17 protein-coding genes are annotated in these 21,951 nt (G+C 62.7%); 5 read left to right on the top strand and 12 right to left on the bottom strand.

The window, feature by feature from the left end:
* Positions 1 to 9: 9 nt before the first annotated feature.
* Complete coding sequence (locus HOP51_RS09385) at positions 10 to 2,052, top strand: CocE/NonD family hydrolase (protein ID WP_234273652.1); 2,043 nt, start codon at positions 10 to 12, stop codon at positions 2,050 to 2,052.
* Between the two features lie 227 nt (positions 2,053 to 2,279).
* Here HOP51_RS09385 and HOP51_RS09380 read toward each other — a convergent pair whose 3' ends face one another.
* From HOP51_RS09380 to HOP51_RS21160, 3 genes are all read right to left on the bottom strand, one after another.
* Complete coding sequence (locus tag HOP51_RS09380; RefSeq protein WP_234273651.1) at positions 2,280 to 2,798, bottom strand: ferritin-like domain-containing protein; 519 nt, start codon at positions 2,796 to 2,798, stop codon at positions 2,280 to 2,282.
* A 38-nt stretch (positions 2,799 to 2,836) separates the two neighbouring features.
* Positions 2,837 to 3,673: a manganese catalase family protein gene (locus tag HOP51_RS09375; protein WP_234273650.1), complete on the bottom strand. Its 837-nt coding sequence runs from the start codon at positions 3,671 to 3,673 to the stop codon at positions 2,837 to 2,839.
* 172 nt (positions 3,674 to 3,845) lie between these two features.
* Positions 3,846 to 4,133, bottom strand: a complete 288-nt coding sequence (locus HOP51_RS21160) for a general stress protein (RefSeq protein WP_455423586.1) — start codon at positions 4,131 to 4,133, stop codon at positions 3,846 to 3,848.
* 333 nt (positions 4,134 to 4,466) lie between these two features.
* On the opposite strand from HOP51_RS21160, the gene HOP51_RS09360 reads away from it, so the two are divergent.
* Positions 4,467 to 5,129, top strand: a complete 663-nt coding sequence (locus HOP51_RS09360; protein ID WP_159549958.1) for a LuxR C-terminal-related transcriptional regulator — start codon at positions 4,467 to 4,469, stop codon at positions 5,127 to 5,129.
* A 105-nt stretch (positions 5,130 to 5,234) separates the two neighbouring features.
* Here the strand turns inward: HOP51_RS09360 and HOP51_RS09355 are convergent, their stop codons facing one another.
* The 4 genes from HOP51_RS09355 to HOP51_RS09340 form a co-directional block, all read right to left on the bottom strand.
* The gene (locus HOP51_RS09355) at positions 5,235 to 9,182 is read right to left on the bottom strand and encodes a hybrid sensor histidine kinase/response regulator (RefSeq protein ID WP_234273649.1); all 3,948 of its coding nucleotides are present in this window, start codon (positions 9,180 to 9,182) and stop codon (positions 5,235 to 5,237) included.
* Positions 9,183 to 9,272: 90 nt separating this feature from the next.
* On the bottom strand, positions 9,273 to 9,788 hold the full coding sequence (locus tag HOP51_RS09350; RefSeq protein ID WP_234273648.1) for a hypothetical protein: 516 nt from the start codon (positions 9,786 to 9,788) through the stop codon (positions 9,273 to 9,275).
* Between the two features lie 92 nt (positions 9,789 to 9,880).
* Complete coding sequence (locus tag HOP51_RS09345; RefSeq protein ID WP_234273647.1) at positions 9,881 to 11,677, bottom strand: sodium:solute symporter family protein; 1,797 nt, start codon at positions 11,675 to 11,677, stop codon at positions 9,881 to 9,883.
* A gap of 6 nt (positions 11,678 to 11,683) precedes the next feature.
* Entirely contained in the window at positions 11,684 to 11,944 is a 261-nt protein-coding gene (locus tag HOP51_RS09340) for a DUF4212 domain-containing protein (RefSeq protein ID WP_234273646.1), read from the bottom strand.
* A 620-nt stretch (positions 11,945 to 12,564) separates the two neighbouring features.
* Here HOP51_RS09340 and HOP51_RS09335 point away from each other — a divergent pair.
* The 3 genes from HOP51_RS09335 to ttcA all read left to right on the top strand — a co-directional run bounded on the left by HOP51_RS09335 (position 12,565) and on the right by ttcA (position 16,113).
* A complete protein-coding gene (locus HOP51_RS09335) occupies positions 12,565 to 14,385 on the top strand; it encodes a putative nucleotidyltransferase substrate binding domain-containing protein (RefSeq protein ID WP_234273645.1) in 1,821 nt (606 codons plus the stop codon).
* Positions 14,386 to 14,436: 51 nt separating this feature from the next.
* Positions 14,437 to 15,066: a 3'-5' exonuclease gene (locus HOP51_RS09330; RefSeq protein WP_234273644.1), complete on the top strand. Its 630-nt coding sequence runs from the start codon at positions 14,437 to 14,439 to the stop codon at positions 15,064 to 15,066.
* Between the two features lie 111 nt (positions 15,067 to 15,177).
* On the top strand, positions 15,178 to 16,113 hold the full coding sequence (ttcA, locus tag HOP51_RS09325; protein ID WP_407061795.1) for a tRNA 2-thiocytidine(32) synthetase TtcA: 936 nt from the start codon (positions 15,178 to 15,180) through the stop codon (positions 16,111 to 16,113).
* A gap of 78 nt (positions 16,114 to 16,191) precedes the next feature.
* Here the strand turns inward: ttcA and fnr are convergent, their stop codons facing one another.
* The 5 genes from fnr to HOP51_RS09300 all read right to left on the bottom strand — a co-directional run bounded on the left by fnr (position 16,192) and on the right by HOP51_RS09300 (position 21,943).
* A complete protein-coding gene (gene fnr / locus HOP51_RS09320; RefSeq protein WP_234273643.1) occupies positions 16,192 to 16,938 on the bottom strand; it encodes a fumarate/nitrate reduction transcriptional regulator Fnr in 747 nt (248 codons plus the stop codon).
* 114 nt (positions 16,939 to 17,052) lie between these two features.
* Entirely contained in the window at positions 17,053 to 18,468 is a 1,416-nt protein-coding gene (gene hemN / locus HOP51_RS09315; RefSeq protein WP_234273642.1) for an oxygen-independent coproporphyrinogen III oxidase, read from the bottom strand.
* A 69-nt stretch (positions 18,469 to 18,537) separates the two neighbouring features.
* Entirely contained in the window at positions 18,538 to 19,239 is a 702-nt protein-coding gene (locus HOP51_RS09310) for a sulfite exporter TauE/SafE family protein (RefSeq protein WP_234273641.1), read from the bottom strand.
* A complete protein-coding gene (gene ccoS, locus HOP51_RS09305; RefSeq protein WP_234273640.1) occupies positions 19,239 to 19,472 on the bottom strand; it encodes a cbb3-type cytochrome oxidase assembly protein CcoS in 234 nt (77 codons plus the stop codon). Before ccoS ends, HOP51_RS09310 begins: the two co-directional genes overlap by 1 nt.
* Positions 19,469 to 21,943 (bottom strand): heavy metal translocating P-type ATPase, encoded by a 2,475-nt coding sequence (locus HOP51_RS09300; RefSeq protein ID WP_234273639.1) that lies wholly within the window; start codon positions 21,941 to 21,943, stop codon positions 19,469 to 19,471. The genes ccoS and HOP51_RS09300 overlap by 4 nt, the downstream gene beginning before the upstream one ends.
* Positions 21,944 to 21,951 lie beyond the last annotated feature (8 nt).

Raw genomic sequence — 21,951 nt, 5'->3', positions numbered from 1 at the left:
GGAGGAATCGTGAGTGTCGCAGATTCGTTTCCGTACAAGGTTCGTGAGATAGAGAACGTCTTCATCCCGATGCGCGACGGAGCCCAGTTGGCAGCCAGGGTCTGGCTGCCGGAGGAGGCCGAGCGTACGCCGCTACCGGCGATCATGGAATACATCCCTTATCGCAAGCGCGACATCACCCGTGGACGGGACGCCACCAACCATGCCTACCTGGCCGGACACGGCTATGTCTGCGTTCGGGTCGACATGCGCGGCAGTGGCGATTCGGATGGCGTACTCACCGACGAGTACACCCAGCAGGAGCAGGAAGATGGCGTGGATGCCATCGCCTGGCTTGCCGAACAGCCCTGGTGCGACGGCAATGTCGGCATGATGGGCATCTCCTGGGGCGGCTTCAACAGCCTGCAGGTGGCGGCCAAGCGGCCACCGGCGCTGAAGGCTATCATCAGCATCTGCTCGAGCGACGACCTCTATGCCGACAACATGCACTACATGGGTGGCTGTCTGCTCGGTGACAATCTTTCCGAAGCCACCGTCATGTTCGCCTTCAATACCCTGCCGCCGGACCCGCAGATCGTTGGCAACCGCTGGCGCGATATGTGGTTCGACCGCATGGAGAACAGCGGCCTATGGCTTGAACAGTGGGTCGAGCATCAGCGTCGCAGCGCCTATTGGTCGACCAGCTCGATCAACGAAAATTATTCGGCGATCCAGTGCCCGGTATATGCCATTGGTGGCTGGGCCGACGGTTTCACCAACACCGTGCTGCGCTTGATGGAGCACCTGGAGGTGCCGCGCAAGGGGCTGATCGGTCCTTGGGGACACAAGTACCCGCACCAGGGGATGCCGGGGCCGGCCATCGGCTTCCTCCAGGAAGCGCTACGCTGGTGGGACCACTGGCTCAAGGGCAAGGACACCGGCATCATGAACGAGCCCATGCTGCGTGCCTGGGAGCAGGACAGCGTGCCGCCCGACACGTCCTACAGCGAGCGTCCGGGGCGCTGGATCGGTGAGTCCGGCTGGCCATCGAAGAACGTCAAGGAGCGGCGCTACGAGCTGGGTCCCTATACCATCCACATGGGCGAAGGACACGGCGGGGCGCACCAGCGCGAAGGGCAGGAGAGCGCCTTGGCACTGCAGTCCCCGCTCAGCGTTGGGCTGGAGGCCGGCAAGTGGTGCTCCTATGCCGCCACGCCGGACCTGCCGGGCGACCAGCGCGAGGAGGATGGCGGCTCGCTGATCTTCAGCAGCCGTCAGCTGGCCGCGCCGCTCGATATCTTCGGCATGCCCGTGGTGGAGTTCGAACTCTCCTGCAACAAGCCCCAGGCCATGCTCGCGGTGCGACTCTCGGACGTGGCCCCCGACGGCAAGTCGACCCGTGTCACCTATGGCCTGCTCAACCTGTCGCATCGTGACAGCGACGCCGACCCCGAACCGCTGGTGCCGCACCGGCGCTACCGGGTGCGTATCCCGATGAATGGGATCGCCCAGCGCTTCCCGGTGGGCCATCAGTTGCGCCTGTCCGTCTCGACCTCCTACTGGCCGCTGGCCTGGCTGCCGCCGGAGCCGGCCCAGGTCGACATCTATCCCGAGAGCAGCACGCTGGTGCTGCCGGAGCGAACGCCGAGAGAGGAGGATGCGCGCCAGCCCGAGTTCGACGAGCCTGAGGAGGCCCCGCCGCTGGAACTGCATACCTTCGAGGCCAGCGAGCACAACTGGCTGCTGCATCGCGATCTGGCGACCAAGGAGTCGACTCTGGAAGTCATCAACGACCAGGGTCACTTCCGTATCGAGGATATCGGTACCGAGGTGCGCCGCAGTACACGGGAGTGGTACAGCACCGTCAATGACGATTTCATCTCGGCGCGCGGCGAAACCTATACCGAGCGCTCCTTCAAGCGCGACGACTGGAACGTGGAGGTCTACACACGCAGTATCCTGAGCTGCGACGAGAGCAATTTCTTCATTCACGCTCAGCTCGACGCCTATGAGAACGACTACCGGGTTTTTTCCAAGAACTGGGAGAAGGTCATACCGCGCGACCACATGTAGCCAGGTACATGTAGCCAGGTAGTTGCTCTCTAGCTGCCATCCGCGACTGCTATCCGCAACGTGGCGCCACCCTGCATTGGGTGGCGCTTTCCATGGCGAGCAGGGAGTAAGGTGGTCTGGCGAAAAAAACCCGGCGGGGGGCCGGGGGAAACGAGGGGCCTATGCAAGGCGTTCGCAACGTGCCATTTTACAACGTACCTTTAGCAACGCCCTATGAAAGGAAATCTTCAGGTCTTGGCGCGCAGGTCGCTGTTCTCCGAGCGCTCCAGGAACTGACGCGTAGTGTCGTCCAGGTGTTCGCTGAGCCACTCGGCCATGGCTTCCTCTTCGCGCAGGATCTCTTCGCAGATGCGAGCAATCTCGGGCTTGCCGACTTTCTCCGCAGCCTGGATCAAGGCCTTGTAGCTGGCGATCTCGAAGTGTTCGAAGGCGTAGCTGGCGAGGCCGCCCTTGACCACCTCGTCGCCTGACATCATGCCGCCCATGGCTTGACCGAAGGCTGCCAGTTTGCCGCCCATGTCCTTCATCGCCGAGAGGTCGGTACCGAGCAGCGAGATGCACTGTTCGATCTTTTCCGTCTGGCCGCGGGTCTCGGTCAGGTGCTCTTCGATGCGTGCCTTGAGCTGCGGATAATGCTCCAGGCGGCTGGCCTGGGCTTCCAGCATCTTCTCCGCTTGTTTCTCCATGGCGTGGGCATCGCGTAGCCAGTCTTCCAGATGCTTGGGGGTTTGCGGTTCAGTGCCCATGTGCTGTCTCCTTGCGGTTGCGATCGATGGGAATCCGCTCACTTCGGCGGATTGATCTGCTCTTCCTGAGCGCCGGAATGGGGCTTGGCCGGTCCCAGCTTGGGTTCCTGGCCTTCGGGAGCCGGCTGGTTCCTGACCGAGTATTCGCTGCGGCCGTCGAGAGAGGGGCCTTCGGCCCAGCGTCCCTTGGGCGCCTCTTTGTCCAGCAGGGTGTTGAGATAGTAGTAGGAGTGTTGCATGGCTTCGTGGGCTTCCGGTGTGGCGTTGGGCACCGGCAACTGGGCTTCGATACCGCCCATCTCCTCGATCACGGCCAACCACTGCTGCTGGTGGTAGGTGTCGCGAGCAATCAGGAAGGACAGGAAGTCCTTCATGCCATGATCGTCGGTCCAGTTGTAGAGACGCGACGCCAATACACGGCCACCTGCCTCGGCGGTGACGTTGGCCAGCATATCGGCCGCCACGTTGCCGGTCGCGTAAACGTGGCTCATGTCGAACGGCACGCCGTTGGCGTTGACCGGCATGGCGGAGAGGCCGGACGAGAGCAGGTGCCGGGGATTGGCACCGCCGAGAATGGCGCGGACTACCGGGTCCTTGGCCGATTGCTCCTGATAGGAGACTGGAGCACCCTCCAGGTTGAGCGCCACGGCATGGCCCAGCATCTCGATGTGCGAGAGTTCTTCGGTTGCCGTCGACATCAGCATGTCGCGGATGCGATCGTCGCCACGGGCGCCCATGGCCTGGAAGAAGTACTGCATGGCGACGCGAATCTCGCCTTCTACGCCGCCAATGGCTTGTTGCAGTAGCATGGCGAACTCGGGGTCCGGTTTGTCTACCTTGACTGGATATTGAAGCTTGGACGAATGATGAAACATGACGTCTCCTTCGTCTCTGAGGCCCGCATCGGCTTCAGACAGCGAGCATCCGACTGCACAGGATTCGAAGCGGATGATCTGTCAGTAGCCGCCCGGCGTATGGGAAGAAGCTACCGGAGGAAGGGGCTCCGGCAGCTTGGGTTGGTCAAAGCTGATGAGGCGAGCGCGGCGCTCAGCTGTTCTTGCCGCCCTTGCGACCCGCCTCGGAAGCCTTCTGGCGGTCGTTGGCAAAGTTGCCGCCGCTATGCTGACCGCCTTTCTGGCCGGCCTGGGAGGCCTTCTGCGGGTCGTTGGCGAAGTTGCCGCTGCTGCGCTGACCGCCTTTCTGACCGGCCTCGGAAGCCTTCTGCGGGTCGTTGGCGAAGTTGCCGCTGCTGCGCTGACCGCCTTTCTGGCCGGCTTCTGAAGCCTTCTTGGGGTCGTTGGCAAAATTGCCGGGGTTCTGGTTGCGCTGTGCCATGATAGTCTCCTTGGCTTTCCTTTCAGCACGCCTTCTAGCGTGCACCGTGTACTTCCATTTACCGGGGATCCGGCACTGCTGGCGTTTGCCATCGTCTTTGAAGATAGAAGCCGCTTTTCCCTCTCATCAAGACGGTTGCTGTTTCCATGTGAAAAGAAAGGTTGTAGCAAGTTCTGGGGCGGTTTCCCTTCAAACGATCCAATGGCAACGATATTGTCGACAATAGGCCCCATGTGCTTGGGAAGCGCTCAAGCATGGGGTAACATGCGATGAACAATCAAAGAGCCCGAAGTGGCGGCCTTAGGCCGTGCTCGAGGAACCGGAGGAGAATCCATGGCCTTTGCCCAGAAATTCATCGTTGCCGATGACCATCCGCTGTTCCGTGCAGCGCTGACGCAGGCGCTGCGCCAGCTGGCGCCCCAGGCCGAGATCGTCGAATCCGACACCATGGAGGCCACCTGTGAGGTGGTGACTCGCCACCCCGATGCCGACCTGATTCTGCTCGACCTGCACATGCCGGGAGCCCATGGCTTTTCCGGCCTGATTCAGCTTCGCGGCCAGACCCCGGACATTCCAGTGGCAGTGGTATCCGGCAGCGATGAGCCGCATGTGGTACGGCGCGCTATCGACTACGGTGCTTCGGGCTTCATTCCCAAATCCTCATCCTTGCAGCTGATTGCCGAGGCGGTCAGCGAGATCCTCGATGGCGAGGTGTGGCTGCCTCAGGAGCTGGCCGATGCCCTAGGCGACGCCAACGAGGAGGAGACCCGCTTCGCCGAGGCCATCGCCTCGCTGACGCCGCAGCAGTTCCGAGTGCTCAACATGCTTACAGAAGGCCTGCTCAACAAGCAGATCGCTTACGAGTTGAACGTCTCCGAGGCCACCATCAAGGCTCATGTGACCGCCATCCTGCGCAAGCTGGGCGTGCACTCTCGCACCCAGGCGGTCATCGCCGCGCAGAAGCTAGAAGTGGAGCCGCCCAAGGTCGAATCCTAGCTTCGAGCTTCGAGCTTCGAGCTTCGAGCTTCGAGCTTCGAGCTTCGAGCGAGGGGCCCACGACCATGTCGTGGGCTCCTCGTGTTGGGCTCGTTGCTCGCTGCGTTAGGCGCTAGGCGCCCGGCTGGCCTGCAGCGTGCGGGTCAACAGGGCGCGCAGGGCGGCGGGGCGCACCGGCTTCTGCAGCAGATGATAGCCGCTGCGGCGGATCTCCTCTGCTACTTCCTCGGTGCGATCAGCGGTAATCACTATGCCTGGTACCGCGCCCTGTAGCCGCTCGCTCAGGGCTTCCAGGGCCATCAGTCCGGTCACTTCGTTGTCAAGGTGGTAGTCGGCGAGTATGGCATCCGGCTCGCCGTCCAGGTTGCGCAGGATTGACTTGGCGCCACCGATACTGGTGGCGGTATAGACCTCGCAGCCCCAGCCCGAGAGCATCGCTTTCATGCCTTCGAGAATGAGCGTCTCGTTGTCGATGCACAGCATGCGGGTGCCGACCAGCTTATTGCCTATCCGTCGCGGGGAGGCCGCTTCCTCGGCACGTTCGGCGGCACTGCGCGGCGCGACTACCGGTACGCTCACCGAGAACATGGTGCCGATGCTTTCTCGAGAGAAGACCTTGATCGGATGGTTCAGCACCCGGCTCATGCGGTCGGCAATGGAAAGACCCAGCCCCAATCCCTTTTCGCTCTCCTTGTGCCGCGAGACCTGGTCCAAACGGCGGAACTCCTGGAAGATCTCCGCCTGCTTGGATTCGGGAATGCCCGGCCCCGAGTCCCACACTTCGATGGTCAGTCGTGCGCCGCGGCGGCGACAGCCCAGCAACACCCGGCCCTCCTGGGTGTAGCGCAGTGCGTTGGAGAGGAAGTTCTGGATGATCCGGCGCAGCATCTGCGGGTCGCTGTCGACCCAGGCCCGGGTCGGTACCACTACCAGGTCCAGTCCGCGCTCCTCGGCCATGACCTCGAACTCGGCTCGTAGCGGGCGGAAGATGTCGGCCAGGGCGAAGTGGCTGCGGCGCGGGGTGAGGGCGCCAGCATCCAGCTTGGAGATATCGAGCAGGGTGCCGAGCAGCTCCTCGGCGGCCTGCAGCGAGTTGTCGATATGGCCGATGGTACGCTTCATGTCGTCGGCGTCCATTTCCTGGGACAGCGCCGAAGTGAACAGACGCGCGGCGTTCAACGGTTGTAGCAGGTCGTGGCTGGCGGCGGCGAGGAAGCGGGTCTTGGAGGCGTTGGCATCCTCGGCGACCTGTTTGGCCTGGCGCAGGGCCTGTTCGGCCTCGGCACGCACCCGGTTTTCCTGGCGCAGCGCAGTATTGGCCTCGGACAACGCCAGGGTACGTTCACGAACCCGCTCCTCCAGATTCTCGTTAGTCTCCTTGAGGGCGATCTCGGCCAGGCGCCGCTCGGTGATGTCCTGGTAGAGCGAGAAGAAGCCCAGGATCGCGCCGCTGTCACCGAAATGGGGGGTATAGGTCACCAGCATATAGCGCAGGGCGTCGCCGATCCACATCGACACCTCGAAGCTGACCCGCTCGCCGGTCAGCGCACGGTGAATCCACGGCTTGCGTTCGCGTGCCATCTCCTCGCTGATGGCGCTGTCGAGGTGCCTGCCGATGACCTCGTTGCGATCGATGCCGAAGGCCTGCTCGTAGGCGCGGTTGGTGAAGAGGTAGCGGCACTCCTTGTCGAAATAGGCGATCAGCGCCGGCACGTTGTCGGTATAGATGCGGATGTTGTTCTCCGAGCGTATCAGCGCCTCCTCGATGCGCTTCTGCTGGGTAATGTCCTGGTAGGTGTAGACGAAACCGCCGCCCGGCATGGGGTTGCCCTGCACTTCGAGTACGCTGCCGTCCTGGCGGTAGCGCACGTAGCGATGAGGCTGGCCGTCGCGGATGTTGTCGATCAACAGCTGCACGTGCTCTTCCGGGTCGCCGGGGCCGTACTCGCCGTTGTGGGCGTTGTAGCGGAAGATCTTGTCGATCGGCGCGCCGACCCGGATCAAATGATCGGGGAAGCGGAACAGTTCCAGGTAGCGCTGGTTCCACACCACCAGGCGCATGTTCTGGTCGACCACGCTGATGCCCTGGTTGATGTTCTCGATGGTGGCCTGCAGCAGGGCACGGTTGAACTCGAGCACCTGGGAGGCCTCATCGACGATGGAGATGACGTCGGAGATGCCGATGCCGCGCCCCTGTAGCGCCGAGTTGACCACGATGCGCGCCGAGGAAGCCCCGAGCACCGAAGCGAGGAAGCGTTCGGTGAACTGGATCACGTCGATGGAGGCGCGGTTGCCGTCTTCCAGCGGCTTGCCGGTGCGCCGCGCGTAGTCGTCGAAGGCGCGTGCCACTTGGCCTGCGCCGAGGAAGCGTTCGCACAGGACCTTCAGGTCGCCCACCGTGGTGGCGCCGGTCCAGGGGCGGTTGACGGAAGTCTGGCGGGTCTCGACGCTGTCGACGAACAGTGAGGCCTGGATGCGTTCCACCACCCGCTGCGAGGTGACCTGGGAAACGAAGATGTAGCAGAACAGGTTGACGCCGAGCGAGAGCATTACGCCATGGGTGAAGGAGTCGCCGAAATTGAGCCCGAACAGTGCGGTGGGCGTCAGCCAGGGGTGGCCGAAAGGGCCACCGGCGAGCCATTCGGCCGGCAGCACGCCCGCCTGGATCATTCCCGGCATCAGCAGGCTGTAGGCCCAGATGGCAAAGCCGGCATTCATGCCGACAACCACCCCGAGGCGATTACCGCGTTTCCAGTAGAGCCCACCGAGCAGGGCGGGGGCGAACTGGGCTGCTGCGGCGAAGGAGAGCATGCCGATCGAGGCCAGCGAGGTGAGCTCGCCGATCAACTGGTAGAAGCCGTAGGCCAGCGCCAGGATCACCCCGATGGTGATGCGCCGGGCCTGCAGCACCAGCCGACCGTAATCGCGCGGCCGAGTGTCCAGCCAGCGCAGCCGGAACAGCAGGGGAATCACGATCTCGTTGGAGATCATGATCGAGACTGCCACCGTGGCGACGATGACCATGCCGGTCGCCGCCGAGAAGCCGCCGATATAGGTGAGCAGGGTCAGCCACTGCTGGCCGGCGGCCATGGGCAGCGCCAGCACGAAAGTGTCGGGTTCCACCGTGCCGTCGGGGAACAGGGTCAAGCCGGCGGCGGCGATCGGCAGGATGAAGAAGGCGAAGGCCACCAGGTAGAGCGGAAACAGCCAGCGTGCCTTCGAGGCATCATTGGGATGGGTATTTTCCACCACGGCGACATGGAACTGACGCGGCAGGCAGAAGATTGCCAACATCGCCAGCAGTGTCTGAGCCCAGAAGCCGCGGCCGAAGTCCTGGTCGGCGAGCTGGCGCTGCAGTTCCAGTTGGGTGTCGGCGAGCGCCATTAGCTCGCCGAGACCATCGAACATGCCCCAGGTCACGTAGGCTCCGAGCAGCAGGAAGGCCAGCAGCTTGACCATCGATTCGAAGGCGACGGCGTGAATCAGCCCCTCGTGGTGTTCGGTGGCATCGGTGTGGCGCGTACCGAACAGGATGGCAAAGGCGGCCATGACCACCGCGACGAAGAAGGCGGTATCGGCGAAAAGCGGGGTATGGGTGATATCGGCGGCATCCGTCAGCACCGCGAACGAGGTCGACACGGCCTTCAGTTGCAGGGCGATGTAGGGCAGCGTGCCGATCAGCGCGACCAGGCTGGCGAAGGCCGCCAGGGACTGCGCCTTGCCGTAGCGCGAAGCGATGAAGTCGGCGATCGAAGTGATGTTCTGCCGCTTGGCCACGCGGATCATCTTGGCGAGTATCGGCCAGAACAACAGGAAAGTGAGAATCGGGCCGACATAAATGCTGGCGAAGGACCAGCCGGCGGTGGCGGCCTGACCGACCGCACCGTAGAAACTCCAGGAGGTACAGTAGATGGCCAGCGCCAGGATATAGATGACGGGGCGTTTGCGACTGGCGCCACGGCGGCGCGCATTACGATCGCCCAGCCAGGCGATACCGAAGAGTATGGCGATGTAGAGTAGTGATACGGCGATCAGTAGCCAACCGGCAAACATGCTTTCTCCCCCCGGCAAGTACCGATCATTCTAAAGGGATATCGGCCCGAGGACACTCGGACCGGGAGAGGCATCGATTACGACCGGGACTTACCAGGGGGAGCAGACTGCCTGGAAGAGACGCGAATCCTCTTCCACCGGGCGCAGGCCGTCGAGGCGTGGCTGGTGGTTGTCACTGGTGAGCGGCACCATTTCGGCGGAGTCGCAGTTCATCAGGTAGGGTTGGTGATGAAGCTGATCCACGTACTCTTTCTCGAAGCGGTAGAGGATGAACTCGACCAACTGAGCGTCGTCTCCCTGAGCTGGCACCATACTGCTCTTATCGACGACGCTGAAGGACACCGTCATCGGAAAGAAGTAAGTCCAGGGGCGCCACACCATGCTGTCCTGGCGCGTGTCCACCACCTGGGCGGTGGCAGGTAGTTGGCTACGCTTGTGGTCGAACCACGAATATTCGTAGTGGATCTGGTAGCCCAGCATGCCCAGGCCGGCAAATACCGGGATGATCCATTTCGGCAAGCGCTTGCCGCTGGCCAGGCGCAGCATCAGGCCGATGCCGGCTGCCCCCAGGCCGGCGAAAATCGCCGCAATCAAGTGCCAAATCATAATACCACCTTCTCAAAGCAATCGGGCTTCCCGGAGGGAAGCCCGATCTGGTTCGATACCCGGCCCGCAGTGGGCCGGGCAACCATTATGGCTTAGTGGTCGATCGCAGCGCCAGCGCCTTTCGGATAACGCACGCTCTGCACCAGGTCCTGGATCTCCTGCGGGGGCTCTTCAGTGGCGGTGGAGACCGCGTAGGCCACGGCGAAGTTGATCATCGCACCCACGGCACCGAAGGAAAGCGGTGAGATACCCAGGATCCAGTTCGCTTCCGTATTCGGCAGCATGTTGGTTCCGGGGATGAAGAACCAGCCCAGGTAGGTGAAGATGTACAACAGGGTGCTAATCAGGCCGGCGAGCATGCCGCAGATGGCGCCCTTGCTGTTCATCCGGGTGGAGAAGATGCCCATCATCAGGGCCGGGAACAGCGAGGCAGCGGCGATACCGAAGGCCAGTGCCACGGTCTGGGCGGCGAATCCGGGCGGATTGAGCCCCAGATAGGTCGCCAGCAGGATAGCGCCGGCCATGGAGATACGCGCCGCCAACATTTCACCTTTCTCGGTGATGTTGGGGTTGATGGTGTTTTTGATCAGGTCATGACTGATGGCGGAGGAGATGGCCAGCAGCAGGCCTGCCGCGGTGGAGAGTGCCGCCGCGATACCACCGGCTGCGATCAGACCGATGACCCAGCCCGGCAGGTTGGCGATTTCCGGGTTGGCCAATACCAGGATGTCGTTGTTGACGGTCAGCTCGTTGCCTTCCCAGCCGCGCTGCTCGGCAATCGGCTGGAAGGCCGGGTTGGCGTCGTTGTACATCTGGATGCGGCCGTCGTTGTTGTGATCGGTGAAGGTGATCAGCCCGGTTTCCTCCCAGGTGCGCACCCACTGCGGCCGATCTTCGTAGGCCAACGCTTCTTCTGCTGCCGCTTCGTAATCCTCCACCTGGCCGGCCATTTCCGGGAAGATGGTGGTGGCGAGGTTGAGGCGGGCCATGGAGCCTACGGCCGGAGCGGTCAGGTAGAGCAGGGCGATGAACACCAGCGCCCAGCCGGCGGACCAGCGAGCATCGGCCACTTTCGGCACAGTGAAGAAGCGAATGATGACGTGGGGCAGGCCAGCGGTACCGATCATCAGCGACAAGGTGAACAGCACCATGTTGAGCTTGTTGTCGACGTCGGCGGTGTAGTCGCGGAAGCCCAGCGCATTGACCACTTCATCGAGCTTGGCCAGCAGCGGTACGCCGGATTCGGTGTGAGTGCTGAACATGCCGAACATCGGGATCGGGTTGCCGGTCAGATGCATGGCGATGAACACGGCGGGGATCGTATAGGCGATGATCAGCACGATGTACTGCGCTACCTGGGTGTAGGTGATGCCCTTCATGCCGCCGAATACCGCATACAGGAAGACGATGGCCGCAGCGATCCAGATACCCACACTGCTTGGCACCTCGAGGAAGCGCGAGAAGGCCACACCGGCGCCGGTCATCTGACCGATGACGTAGGTCACCGAGGCCACGATGAGACACACGACAGCAACGATGCGGGCCGTCTTGCTGTAGAAGCGGTCACCGATGAAGTCGGGCACGGTGAACTTGCCGAACTTACGCAGGTAGGGGGCCAGCAGCATGGCCAGGATCACGTAGCCGCCGGTCCAGCCCATTAGGTAGGTCGAGTTGGCATAGCCGCCGGAAGCCAGCAGGCCTGCCATGGAAATGAAAGATGCTGCGGACATCCAGTCGGCCGCCGTGGCCATGCCGTTGGTGACCGGATGGACGCCGCCGCCGGCGACATAGAAGTCCTTGGTCGAGCCGGCACGCGCCCAGATGGCGATGCCGATGTAGAGGGCAAACGAGCCGCCCACGAAGAGAAGGTTGATGGCAAACTGGCTCATGCTGGCTTACTCCCCGAGGCCGAACTTCTGGTCGAGCTTGTTCATCTTCCAGGCATAGAAGAAGATCAAGCCGATGAAGGTCAGGATGGAACCCTGCTGAGCAAACCAGAATCCGAGATCGGTTCCGCCGATCGGGATGCCGGAAAGGAGGGGGCGAAACAGGATGGCGCAGCCGTAGGAGACGAATGCCCAGACGATCAGGCATCCGGTGATCAGGCGTACGTTCGCCTTCCAGTACGCAGCAGCATTGGTTTTGTCATCTGCCATGTGATGCTCTCCACTTATTGTTGAGGTTGGGAAGTTGCACAGTAGAGTTGCCAGGTTTCGTCAGGAGGTTCGCACAATGCGAGTCGAGTCGGTGGTGTGGCCAAAGGCGTAGGCAAACGCCTGTGTTCCCCATTGCTCCCCGCGGACGAGCCGCACTATCCACCATGTCGATTAACCAATCGTCGAGCCGCATTATCAAGATACGATTGCCCTGCATGATTCATGTGTAATAGTGGTCAATAAAAGCGAAAAATAAAATCCCAGACTTTGGTATCATGAGTAAACTGCGATATTTCTTTGTCTCATTTTTTGTTTATGTATCAATGGATTATGATTTTCGCACGAGTGATGTCGTGATATTGCCGCCGTTGCGATAGGACGATTGTCTAGCATTGGACCTTTGTCTATATCGCTTTCTTGTAAGACCATTGTCTAGTGAAGTGCTCGCATTTTATGCAGCCGCCTCCTTGGACGTTGGTCTAGGTTATGTCTTAAAAGTCGACTGTTATCCTGCCAGGAGAAGTCTTGCTCGATGCGAGTGGCATCGGAAGTTAAGGAACTTTTCTCTTCGGACTCGTCCGGGATGACGGCGATGAGGGCCGCGCAACGAGGGCAACAGCATGGTCAATGTCGATCTCTCCCAGCCGCCGTTCTCCTTTCTGAATGACGAAGGGCGCGAGCGCATCCGCAACGGCATCGACCTAGCCTACTTCGATCGTAACGAGATCATTCTCGAAACCGGCCAGCCGGGTGAGTACGTCTTTCTCATTCACAAGGGAGAGGTGGCCGAGCTGGACACCAGGCAGCCGGGGGCTCGTGAGCGGATCGGCCACTATACGGCTGGCGATCTGTTCGGTGCCATCAGCATTCTCAACGGCAAGAGCCGTTACCGCTTCCGGGCGGAACAGGAGAGCCTTTGCTACCTGTTGCCCAAGGCACTGTTCCTGCAGTTATGTGATGACTATCCCCCCTTTGCCGAGTTCTTTCGCCAGACCCTGGCCCACAAGACACGCCTGCTGACCGAGCAGCGCGCCGAGGGCGGCGTGACCATGGCCGGCTTCATGCTGGCGCGAGTCAGCGAATGCATGCGGCCGCCGCTGTGCATGGGGCCGGAGACAACCATTGCCGAGGCGGTGGCGAGGCTGCACGAGAGTCACGCCGATAGTCTGCTGGTAGAGGGGGAGAGTGGAGCGGGCATGGTCACCAAGACCGACCTGCTCGAAGCGCTGGTGTTGCAGGACTGCGAGAAGCTGAGCCCATTACGGGAGATCGCGCATTTCGAACTGGTCACGGTACGCCCCGATCAGTACCTGTTCGAAGTACTGGTGATGATGACCCGCCACAAGGTGGAGCGTGTCGTGGTCATGGAGCAGGCGAATCCCATCGGTGTGGTGGAACTCACCGACGTGCTCAGCTATTTCTCCAGCCGCAGCTATGTCGTCAGCCTGCAGGTGGAGCAGGCGGAAAGCCTCGATGCTCTGTTTCTCGCCAGTCGTCGCACGCCTGAGCTGGTCAAGACGCTCATGGCACAGGGGGTCAAGCTGCGCTTCGCCATGGGTCTGCTGGCGGCGCTCAACGGGCGAATCATGTCCAAGGCGTGGGGGTTTCTGATCGACGAGCGCTATCACCGCGACAGTTGCCTGATGGTGATGGGCAGCGAAGGACGTGGCGAGCAGATCCTCAAGACCGATCAGGATAACGGTTTGATCCTTGCCGATGGGCTGGAATGGCCCGGTGTGGGCGAGCAGATGCAGCGCCTGACCGAGACGTTGATCGAACTTGGTTATCCTCCTTGTCCCGGCAACATCATGGTCAGCAATGCCGAGTGGATGGGCTCCGTCAGCCAATGGCGCGAGCGCATTGCGCGTTGGGCGCAGAAACGGGATGGCGACAGCCTGATGAAGCTTGCCATCATGCTCGACTCCCATGCGGTGGCGGGTAATCCCGTGCTGCTCGAGCGGGTTCGCGAAGCGTTATTCGAACAATGCTCCCGCGACGAAATCCTGCTCTCCTATTTCGCTCGCACGGCGCTGCGCTTTTCCACGCCGCTGACCCTGTTCGGGTCGCTGAAGAAACCCCAGCACGGCATCGACATAAAGAAAGGCGGCATTTTTCCCATCGTTCATGGGGTGCGTACCATGGCGCTGGAGCGCCGCATCAAGCCCACTTCCACGCTGGAGCGGCTCGAGGCCCTGGCGGCGGATGGTCGGCTGGAGGAACGAATCGCCGAGGATCTCGCCGAGGCGCTATCACTATTCACCGAGTTGAGACTGAAACAGCAACTGGAACGCCTGGATGGAGATAACGCCAGCAAGCATCCGGATCGCGTCGTGGTCCAGCAGCTGTCGTCGCTGGAGCGCGACCTGCTGCGTGAGGCATTGCATATCGTCAAGGATTTCAAGCAGAGCCTGTCGCAGCGCTACCACCTCGAATATTCATGAGGCCGTGCCTGGGCGGGTCAATGCGGAATTGTTGTAGGAGGAAACCACGGCATGTTTCGTGCGCTACGCCGGGCCAAGGATCGCCGCCGCCACGCTGACGGTGAGTATGGCTGGCTCTTTCACCCCTACACCGGGGATGAACTCGTTGCCATCGACTGTGAAACCACCGGTATCGATACGCGTACCGCCGAGCCCGTATCGATCGGTGCGGTCAAGGTGCGTGGTGACAGGGTACTGACCAGTGAATCGCTCGACTTGCGCCTCAAGCGTCCCGCCTCGCTGACGGGCGACTCCATCCGTGTGCACGGCTTGCGTGGCGTTGACCTGGATGACGGGGTGAGCCTCGACGAGGCATTGACGACACTACTCGACTTCATCGGCAATCGTCCGTTGCTGGGCTGGCGGCTCGATTTCGACCTGGCCATTCTCAACCGTCAGCTGCAGCCGCGCTTTGGCTTCGACCTGCCCAATAGCGGGATCGACGTGGCCCAGCTCTATCATCGCCAACTGCGCCGCAGCATGATGGAGCCGGAGCTTCGTCCGCAGCGCTTCGAGACGGTGGCCGAGACGCTCGGCGTACCGGTCATGGGGCGCAATACCGCGCTCGGTGATGCCGTGACCACGGCACTCATGTATCTGCGCCTGGAGCGCGCCGGAGTGCCGGACCGGCGCGAGGCGTAACTCCATCGGCATTCTGCCGGGCGCTGGGATAGGTCGTCGCGGCGTCGCCACTGGAGCGAGGCGATGGTAGGATGGCCCCCGTCATCCACCATGCTCTGGCAGCCAGTGACCATGCAAGACGCCCTGATCTTCGACCCGCTCGCCGCCGCCCCTGCCACCGAGGCACACGCCGGGGCGCAAGCGGGCGCCTCGCCGCTGGAGGCGCTTGACGCCAAGGGCCGGCGCGAATTCAACAAGTTGCAGAAACGCCTGCGCCGCCAGGTGGGTAATGCCATCGTCGACTATGGCATGATCCACGAGGGCGACCGGATCATGGTCTGCCTGTCGGGTGGCAAGGACAGCTATACCCTGCTCGAGATCCTGCGTAATCTGCAGCGCAATGCGCCGGTGAGCTTTTCGCTGGTGGCGGTCAACCTGGACCAGAAGCAGCCGGGCTTTCCCGAGCACGTATTGCCCGAGTATCTCGAATCGATCGGCGTCGAGTACTACATTCTCGAGCGTGACACTTATTCCGTGGTCAAGGAGAAGACCCCGGAAGGCAAGACCACCTGTGCACTCTGTTCACGCTTGCGTCGCGGCTCGCTGTACGGTTTTGCCGAAGAGATCGGTGCCACCAAGGTAGCACTGGGTCACCATCGCGAGGACATCCTCGAGACGCTGTTCCTCAACATGTTCTATGGCGGCAGCCTGAAGGCCATGCCGCCCAAGCTGCTCTCCGACGATGGCAAGAACATCGTCATCCGGCCGCTGGCCTATTGTCGTGAGGCCGACATCGCTGAGTTCGCACGGCTGATGGATTTTCCCATCATTCCCTGCAACCTGTGCGGCTCCCAGCCCAACCTGCAGCGCCAGGTGGTCAAGGAGATGCTGGCCGAGTGGGAGCGCAAGCATCCCGGTCGCATTGAGTCGATGTTCAAGGCGGTATCCAACGTGGCGCCATCGCAACTGGCTGACCGCGAGCTTTTCGACTTCGAAGGGCTCGAGGCCAAGCAGGCACGAAGGCGTGAGCGGCGCATCGATGCATTGGATGTTTCACACGACAGCTGAGCCGATAGTCCACCCGAACGGAAACCGCCCGGCACTTGGCCGGGCGGTTTCTTTCTGCTTGGGTGATGTCGCCAGGGCTCAGTGATCGTCCTGGGCCTGTGCCACCAGAGCCTCGAGATTGAGGATGTTGACCTCGCGACCGGATACCTCGACCAGCCCCTGCTGCTGGAAGCGCCCGAGAATGCGGCTGACCGTTTCCACGGCCAGGCCCAGGTAATTGCCGATATCGGCCCGCGACATGGAGAGGCGGAAGCTGTAGGGCGAATAGCCGCGGCGACGGAAACGGTCGGAGAGGCTGGAGAAGAAGCTGGCCAGGCGCTGGTCGGCGGTCTTGCGCGAGAGCAGGCGCATCATCTTGCGGTCGTCGCGCAGTTCCTTGCTCATGCTGCGATAGAGCTGGCCGCGTAGTTCCGGCAACTGCTCCGAGAGCGAATCGAGCCGATCGAAGGGAATCTCGCAAACGGTAGTGGTTTCCAGCGCGATCACGCTGCCGGGATAGACCTGCTCGTCGATACCGTCGAGGCCGACCAACTCGCTGGGCAGGTAGAAGTTGGTGACCTGATCGTCCCCCGAGCCCTCGGTGGTGACTTGCTTGAGACTACCGGAGCGCACTGCGAAGACGCTGCTGAAGGCACTGCCTTGGCGGAACAGCGATTCACCCTTTTTCAGCGGCGAACGACGCCGGATGATCGCATCGAACTGCTCCATGTCTTCGAGTTCCAGCGCAAGAGGCAGACACAGTGAACTCAGGCTGCAGTTCTGGCAGCGGGTTTCATGCAGTAACGAACGCCGCTTGCCAAGCGCATTGGCCGCGTTGACCGGCATGCTCCACCTCCTCAATCTCAGTCATGAGGGCATTATGGGGCATTATTGGAGTAGGTGAAATGCCCCTTGCGACCTTTGGCCGCAACAAAGTTGGCACTGCAGGGACTCCCGTGCTCAGACGATGCGCGAGAAGCGGTCGTCGGGCGTGAGCGATAGGCGAGCATCGAAGGCCATGGCCAGGTGGCGGATCAGTAGCCGGCCGAGCGGTGTGGCCACTATCCGATGGCCATCAATCAGAACCAGCCCGTCCCGCCGGAGTGTTTCCAGTCGTTCCAGGGCGCCTGCCAGGTAGCGGGGGGCATCGATGCCGAACGTCTCGCTAATTTCATTCAGGTCGAGTTCCATGTCGCACATCAGTTGTTCGATGGCATGCCGCCTGATGCGATCGTCGAAGGTTAGCCGGATACCCCGTGCGGTGGGCAGATGGCTGGCATCGAGGGCTGCTTCGTAGTCGGCGAGGCGGGTGTGGTTCTGGGCATAGACATCGTCGATGCAGGAGATGGCCGAGACGCCCAGGCCCACCAGGTCGCACTGGGCGTGACTGGAATAACCCTGGAAGTTACGCTGCAGAGTGCCTTTGCGCTGGGCGATGGCCAGGCTGTCGTTGCTGCGGGCAAAGTGATCCATGCCGATGTGGACGTAGCCCGCCCCGGTGAGCATGGCGACGGTGGTGCGCAGGATCGCCAGCTTCTCCTCGGGGCCGGGCAGGTCCTCGGCGCGAATGTGACGCTGAGCCGTGAAGCGCTCGGGCATGTGGGCATAATTGAACACCGAGATGCGTGCCGGTGCCATGGCGATCACCTGTTCCAGGGTGGCGGCGAAGCTGTCCCGGGTCTGCAACGGGAGTCCGTAGATCAGGTCCAGATTGAGCGAGCGAAAGCCAAGCCGGTCGGCTTCGTCGAGCAGTGCCTCGGTGAGGATGCGTGGCTGGATCCGGTTGATGGCTCGCTGCACGTGTGGGTCGAGATCCTGGACGCCGAGGCTCAAGCGATTGAAACCCAGTGCCTGGAGGTGGCGCAGGGTGAAGACATCGGCCTCGCGCGGATCGATCTCGATGGCATAGTCGCGGTGGCGGGAGTTGGAAAGGCCGAAGCGGGCGTCGAGCCGGTCGATTAGGTCGCTCATCTGGTCGAGGCTGAGAAAGCTCGGCGTTCCCCCGCCCCAGTGTAGTTGGGCCACTTCGCGGCGTGTATCCAGATGTGGCCTGAGCAGCACCATTTCGCGGTCCAGCCGCGAGATATAGGGCTCCGCCACCTTGGCGTTCCTGGTGACGATTTTATTGCAGGCGCAATAATGGCAGGTCCTGCGACAGAAGGGGATGTGCACGTAGAGCGATAGCGGCCTGCCATCCGCATTGCTGCGGGCCAGGGCCGCCAGGTAAGCCTGCTCGCCGAAATCGTCACTGAATGAATAGATGGTGGGATATGAGCTGTAGCGCGGGCCATGGGTGTCGTAGCGCCGCAGGAGCGCTGCGTCCCAGGTGAAAGGGTCGGCCATCGCTTGATGCACGCAGCGTGCGGGGACGGACATGATGGCACTCCGAAAGGCTAACAGTTGACTCATGCTAGCGGCACGCTGTCCAAGGCGGATTGAGCTGCGTCAAACGAAGTGTTGATGTTGTGGCAGCAGGGCAACGAGCTGCCACAGGGCAAAAGCGATGATCACGAGGGCGGCCAAGGTACGGGTCGCCGGGTGGCGAATCAGGTTGCCCAACTGGCGGGCGGCGAAACCGGTGACCAGTAGCGCGGGCAGGGTGCCGAGCCCGAATGCGCCCATCAGCGCAGCGCCACGCAGTGGATCCGCCGTGGCCAGGCTCCAGGCCAGCATCGAGTAGACCAGCCCACAGGGCAGCCAGCCCCACACCGCGCCGAGGCCGATGGCCTGGGGAATCTTCACCACCGGCATCAGGCGTTTGCCGATGGGCTCAAGGTAGCGCCACAGGTGCCGGCCGAGAGCCTCTACCTTGAGCAGCCCCTTCCACCAGTTGGCAATATAGAGTGCCATCAGGATCAGCATTACGGCGGCGAACACCTGCAGACCGACTCGCGCTGCCGGTGATAGCGCGACTACGGTGCCGAGCGAGGCCACCACCGCGCCGGCCAGCGTGTAGCTGGCGATACGCCCCAGGTTGTAGCCGAGCAGTAGTCCCGACAGGCGTGCCGGGCTGCGCATGCTGGGTGGCACGGCGAAGGTCAGTGCGCTCATGATGCCGCCGCACATGCCGATGCAGTGAGCGCCGCCGAGCAAGCCGAAGACGAAGGCGGCCAGCAGCGGCGGCAGGCCGAGTCCGGTGGGATCCATCAGCGCTCCGCCGGGTCGTCGTTATCCTTGGCGGCCGATTCGCGTCGGCGGGCCCGGTGCCGCCGCTCGCGCTCTTCCGGTGTCAGGTCGTTCTCGTCCTCGTCGAAGAGGATGCGGTGGGCCGGGCCTTCGAGATCCTCGAACTGATCGTTCTTCACGGCCCAGAAGAAGGCCCATACGGCCAGGCCGAGCAGGATCAGCGAGAGCGGGATAAGCAGATAAAGAATGGTCATGCATTCACCATTTGGGCGTCGCGGCCTGGTGGCTTTCTGGGGCGTAGCCGGAAACGGTTGAGCCGCAGCGCATTGCCCACCACCACCAGCGAGCTGCCCGACATGCCCAGCGCCGCGACCCAGGGCGGCACGATGCCGATGGCGGCCAGCGGCAGCGCCGAGAAGTTGTAGCATACCGACCAGATCATGTTCTGGCGCATGATGCGCCGGGTGGCGCGGGCGACCTCGATCGCCTCGACGATACGCATCAGGCGCGGGCTGAGCAATACGGCGTCGGCGCTGGTACGGGCCAGATCGGTAGCGCCGTTCATGGCGATCGACACGTCGGCGCCGGCGAGCACCGGCACGTCGTTGATGCCGTCGCCGATCATGGCCACTTTCTCACCGGTCGCCTGGCATTGGCGGATACGTTCGAGCTTGCCCTCGGGGCTGACACCGGCGTGCCAGGTGTCGAGTCCCAACTGTTCGGCCATGCCACGTACGGCGTCGCTGGTATCGCCGGACAGCAGTTCGACACGAATGCCTCGCGCCATCAGCTCGGCAATGGTCTGTGCGGCGTCATCGCGCAGTCTGTCGCGCAGGGCGAACCAGGCGCGCGGTTCGCCATTCTCGCTGAGCAGCAGCCATTGCCCGTCATCTGGTGCGGCGAGGTCGTGGTCGGCAGTGGCGAAATCGGCGCGCCCGAGGCGCCAGCGCTGGCCGTCGATCGTGCCTTCCACGCCCTGGCCGGTACGGCTGCTCCTGTCGCTCGCGTCCACCGTTGCCTCGCGCCAGGGGCGGAAGGCGCGGGCGATGGGGTGCTCGGAATGAGCCTCCAGTGCCGCTCCGATCACTCTGGCACGCTCCGCCGAAAGTTCACCGAGGGGGCGGGTGTCGATCAGTTGCATCTCGCCGCAGGTCAGGGTGCCGGTCTTATCGAAGATCACCCGGTCGACTTGGGAGAGTGACTCGATGGCATCGGCTCGGGTGATCAGTATCCCGCGCCGGCGCAATTGGCCGTGGCCCGCGGTGAGCGCAGTGGGGGTGGCCAGCGCCAGGGCGCAGGGGCAGGTCACCACCAGTACCGAGAGCATTACCCACAGCATGCGGCTGGGATCGATGAACCACCAGGCGGTAGTCACGCAGGCGGTCACCACCAGCAGGCGCAGTACGAACAGGTGCGACATGCGTGCGGCCATCTGGGCCAGGCGCGGACGACTGGCGAAAGCCCGGTCGGTAAGATCGACGATGCTGGCCACCCGAGCCTCCTTGCCGGCGTGGGTGACGCGTACCACCAGCGGACTCTCGATGTTCTGACTGCCGCCGGTGACGCTGTCGCCGATGCGTCGGGCCACAGGCAGGTACTCACCGGTGAGCATCGACTCATCGAGGCTCGACTCGCCCTCTTCGATCACGCCGTCGGCGGGCACGCCGTGGCCGGGACGGATCAGCACCCGGTCGCCGGCGGCAAGTTCGCTGGCCGGCAGGATGCGCTCCTCGCCATTCGCCTCGAGGCGAACGGCAGAGAGGGGCAGGGCACCGGCCAGGGCGTTGCCGGTATGTCCGCTGCGCCGCCGCGCGCGAGCTTCCACGTAGCGGCCGAAGAGCAGGAAGAAGGTGAACATGGCCACCGAGTCGAAGTAGACCTCGCCGGTGCCCGAGAGTACGGCATAACCGCTGGCCAGATAGGCCCCGCCGATGGCAATGGAAACCGGCACGTCCATGCCCAGCACCCGCGCACGCAGGTCGCGCACGGCATTGCGGAAGAAAGGCATCGCAGAAAAGAACACCACCGGTGTGGCAAGGGCGAACGACAGCCAGTGGAACAGGGCGTAGAAGTCCTCGCTGATCTCGCCGGGGCCAGCTACGTAGATGGGGATCGAGAACATCATCACTTGGGCCATGCCCACGGCGGCGACGATCAGCCGGCGGATGTTCATGCGTTCCTCGAACTGTAGCCGCTGCTGGGCCGCGTCCGGCTCGTAGGGCTGGGCGCTGTAGCCGATACCGGCCATTTCGGCGAGGATGCGCGACAGCTTGAGTCTTGCCGGATCCCATGCCACTCGCACGCGATGATGGCTCAGGTTGACGGCACTCGAGGTCACGCCTTCGAGGTCGTTGAGGCGATGCTCGATCAGCCAGGCGCAAGCGGCGCAGGTGATGCCATCCACGGCCAGGGTGGCGTGCACCGTTGTGCCATCGGCGTCATCGTGAACGAACTGGCGTTGCAGGCCCGGATCGTCGAATACCGCCCAGGTCTCGGCCTTGACTGCCTGGCGTTCGTCGGGGCGCTCGGGCAGCTCGGTGCGAAAACGGTAATAGCTGGCCAGGCCACCGTCGACGATGGCATGAGCCACCGCCTCGCAGCCGGGGCAGCACAGCGGGTGCATGCGCTCGTCCAGCGAGATCGACCAGGGTGCTCCGGCGGGAACCGTGTTGCCGCAGTGAAAGCAGGTCGCGGCGGGATCGATCTCGCTGGCGGTCAGGGACATGTCATGGT

Origin of the sequence: Billgrantia zhangzhouensis (assembly GCF_021404465.1) — a bacterium.
Classification (GTDB): Bacteria; Pseudomonadota; Gammaproteobacteria; order Pseudomonadales; family Halomonadaceae; genus Halomonas; species Halomonas zhangzhouensis.
This window is presented reverse-complemented; position numbering and strand designations above follow the sequence as displayed.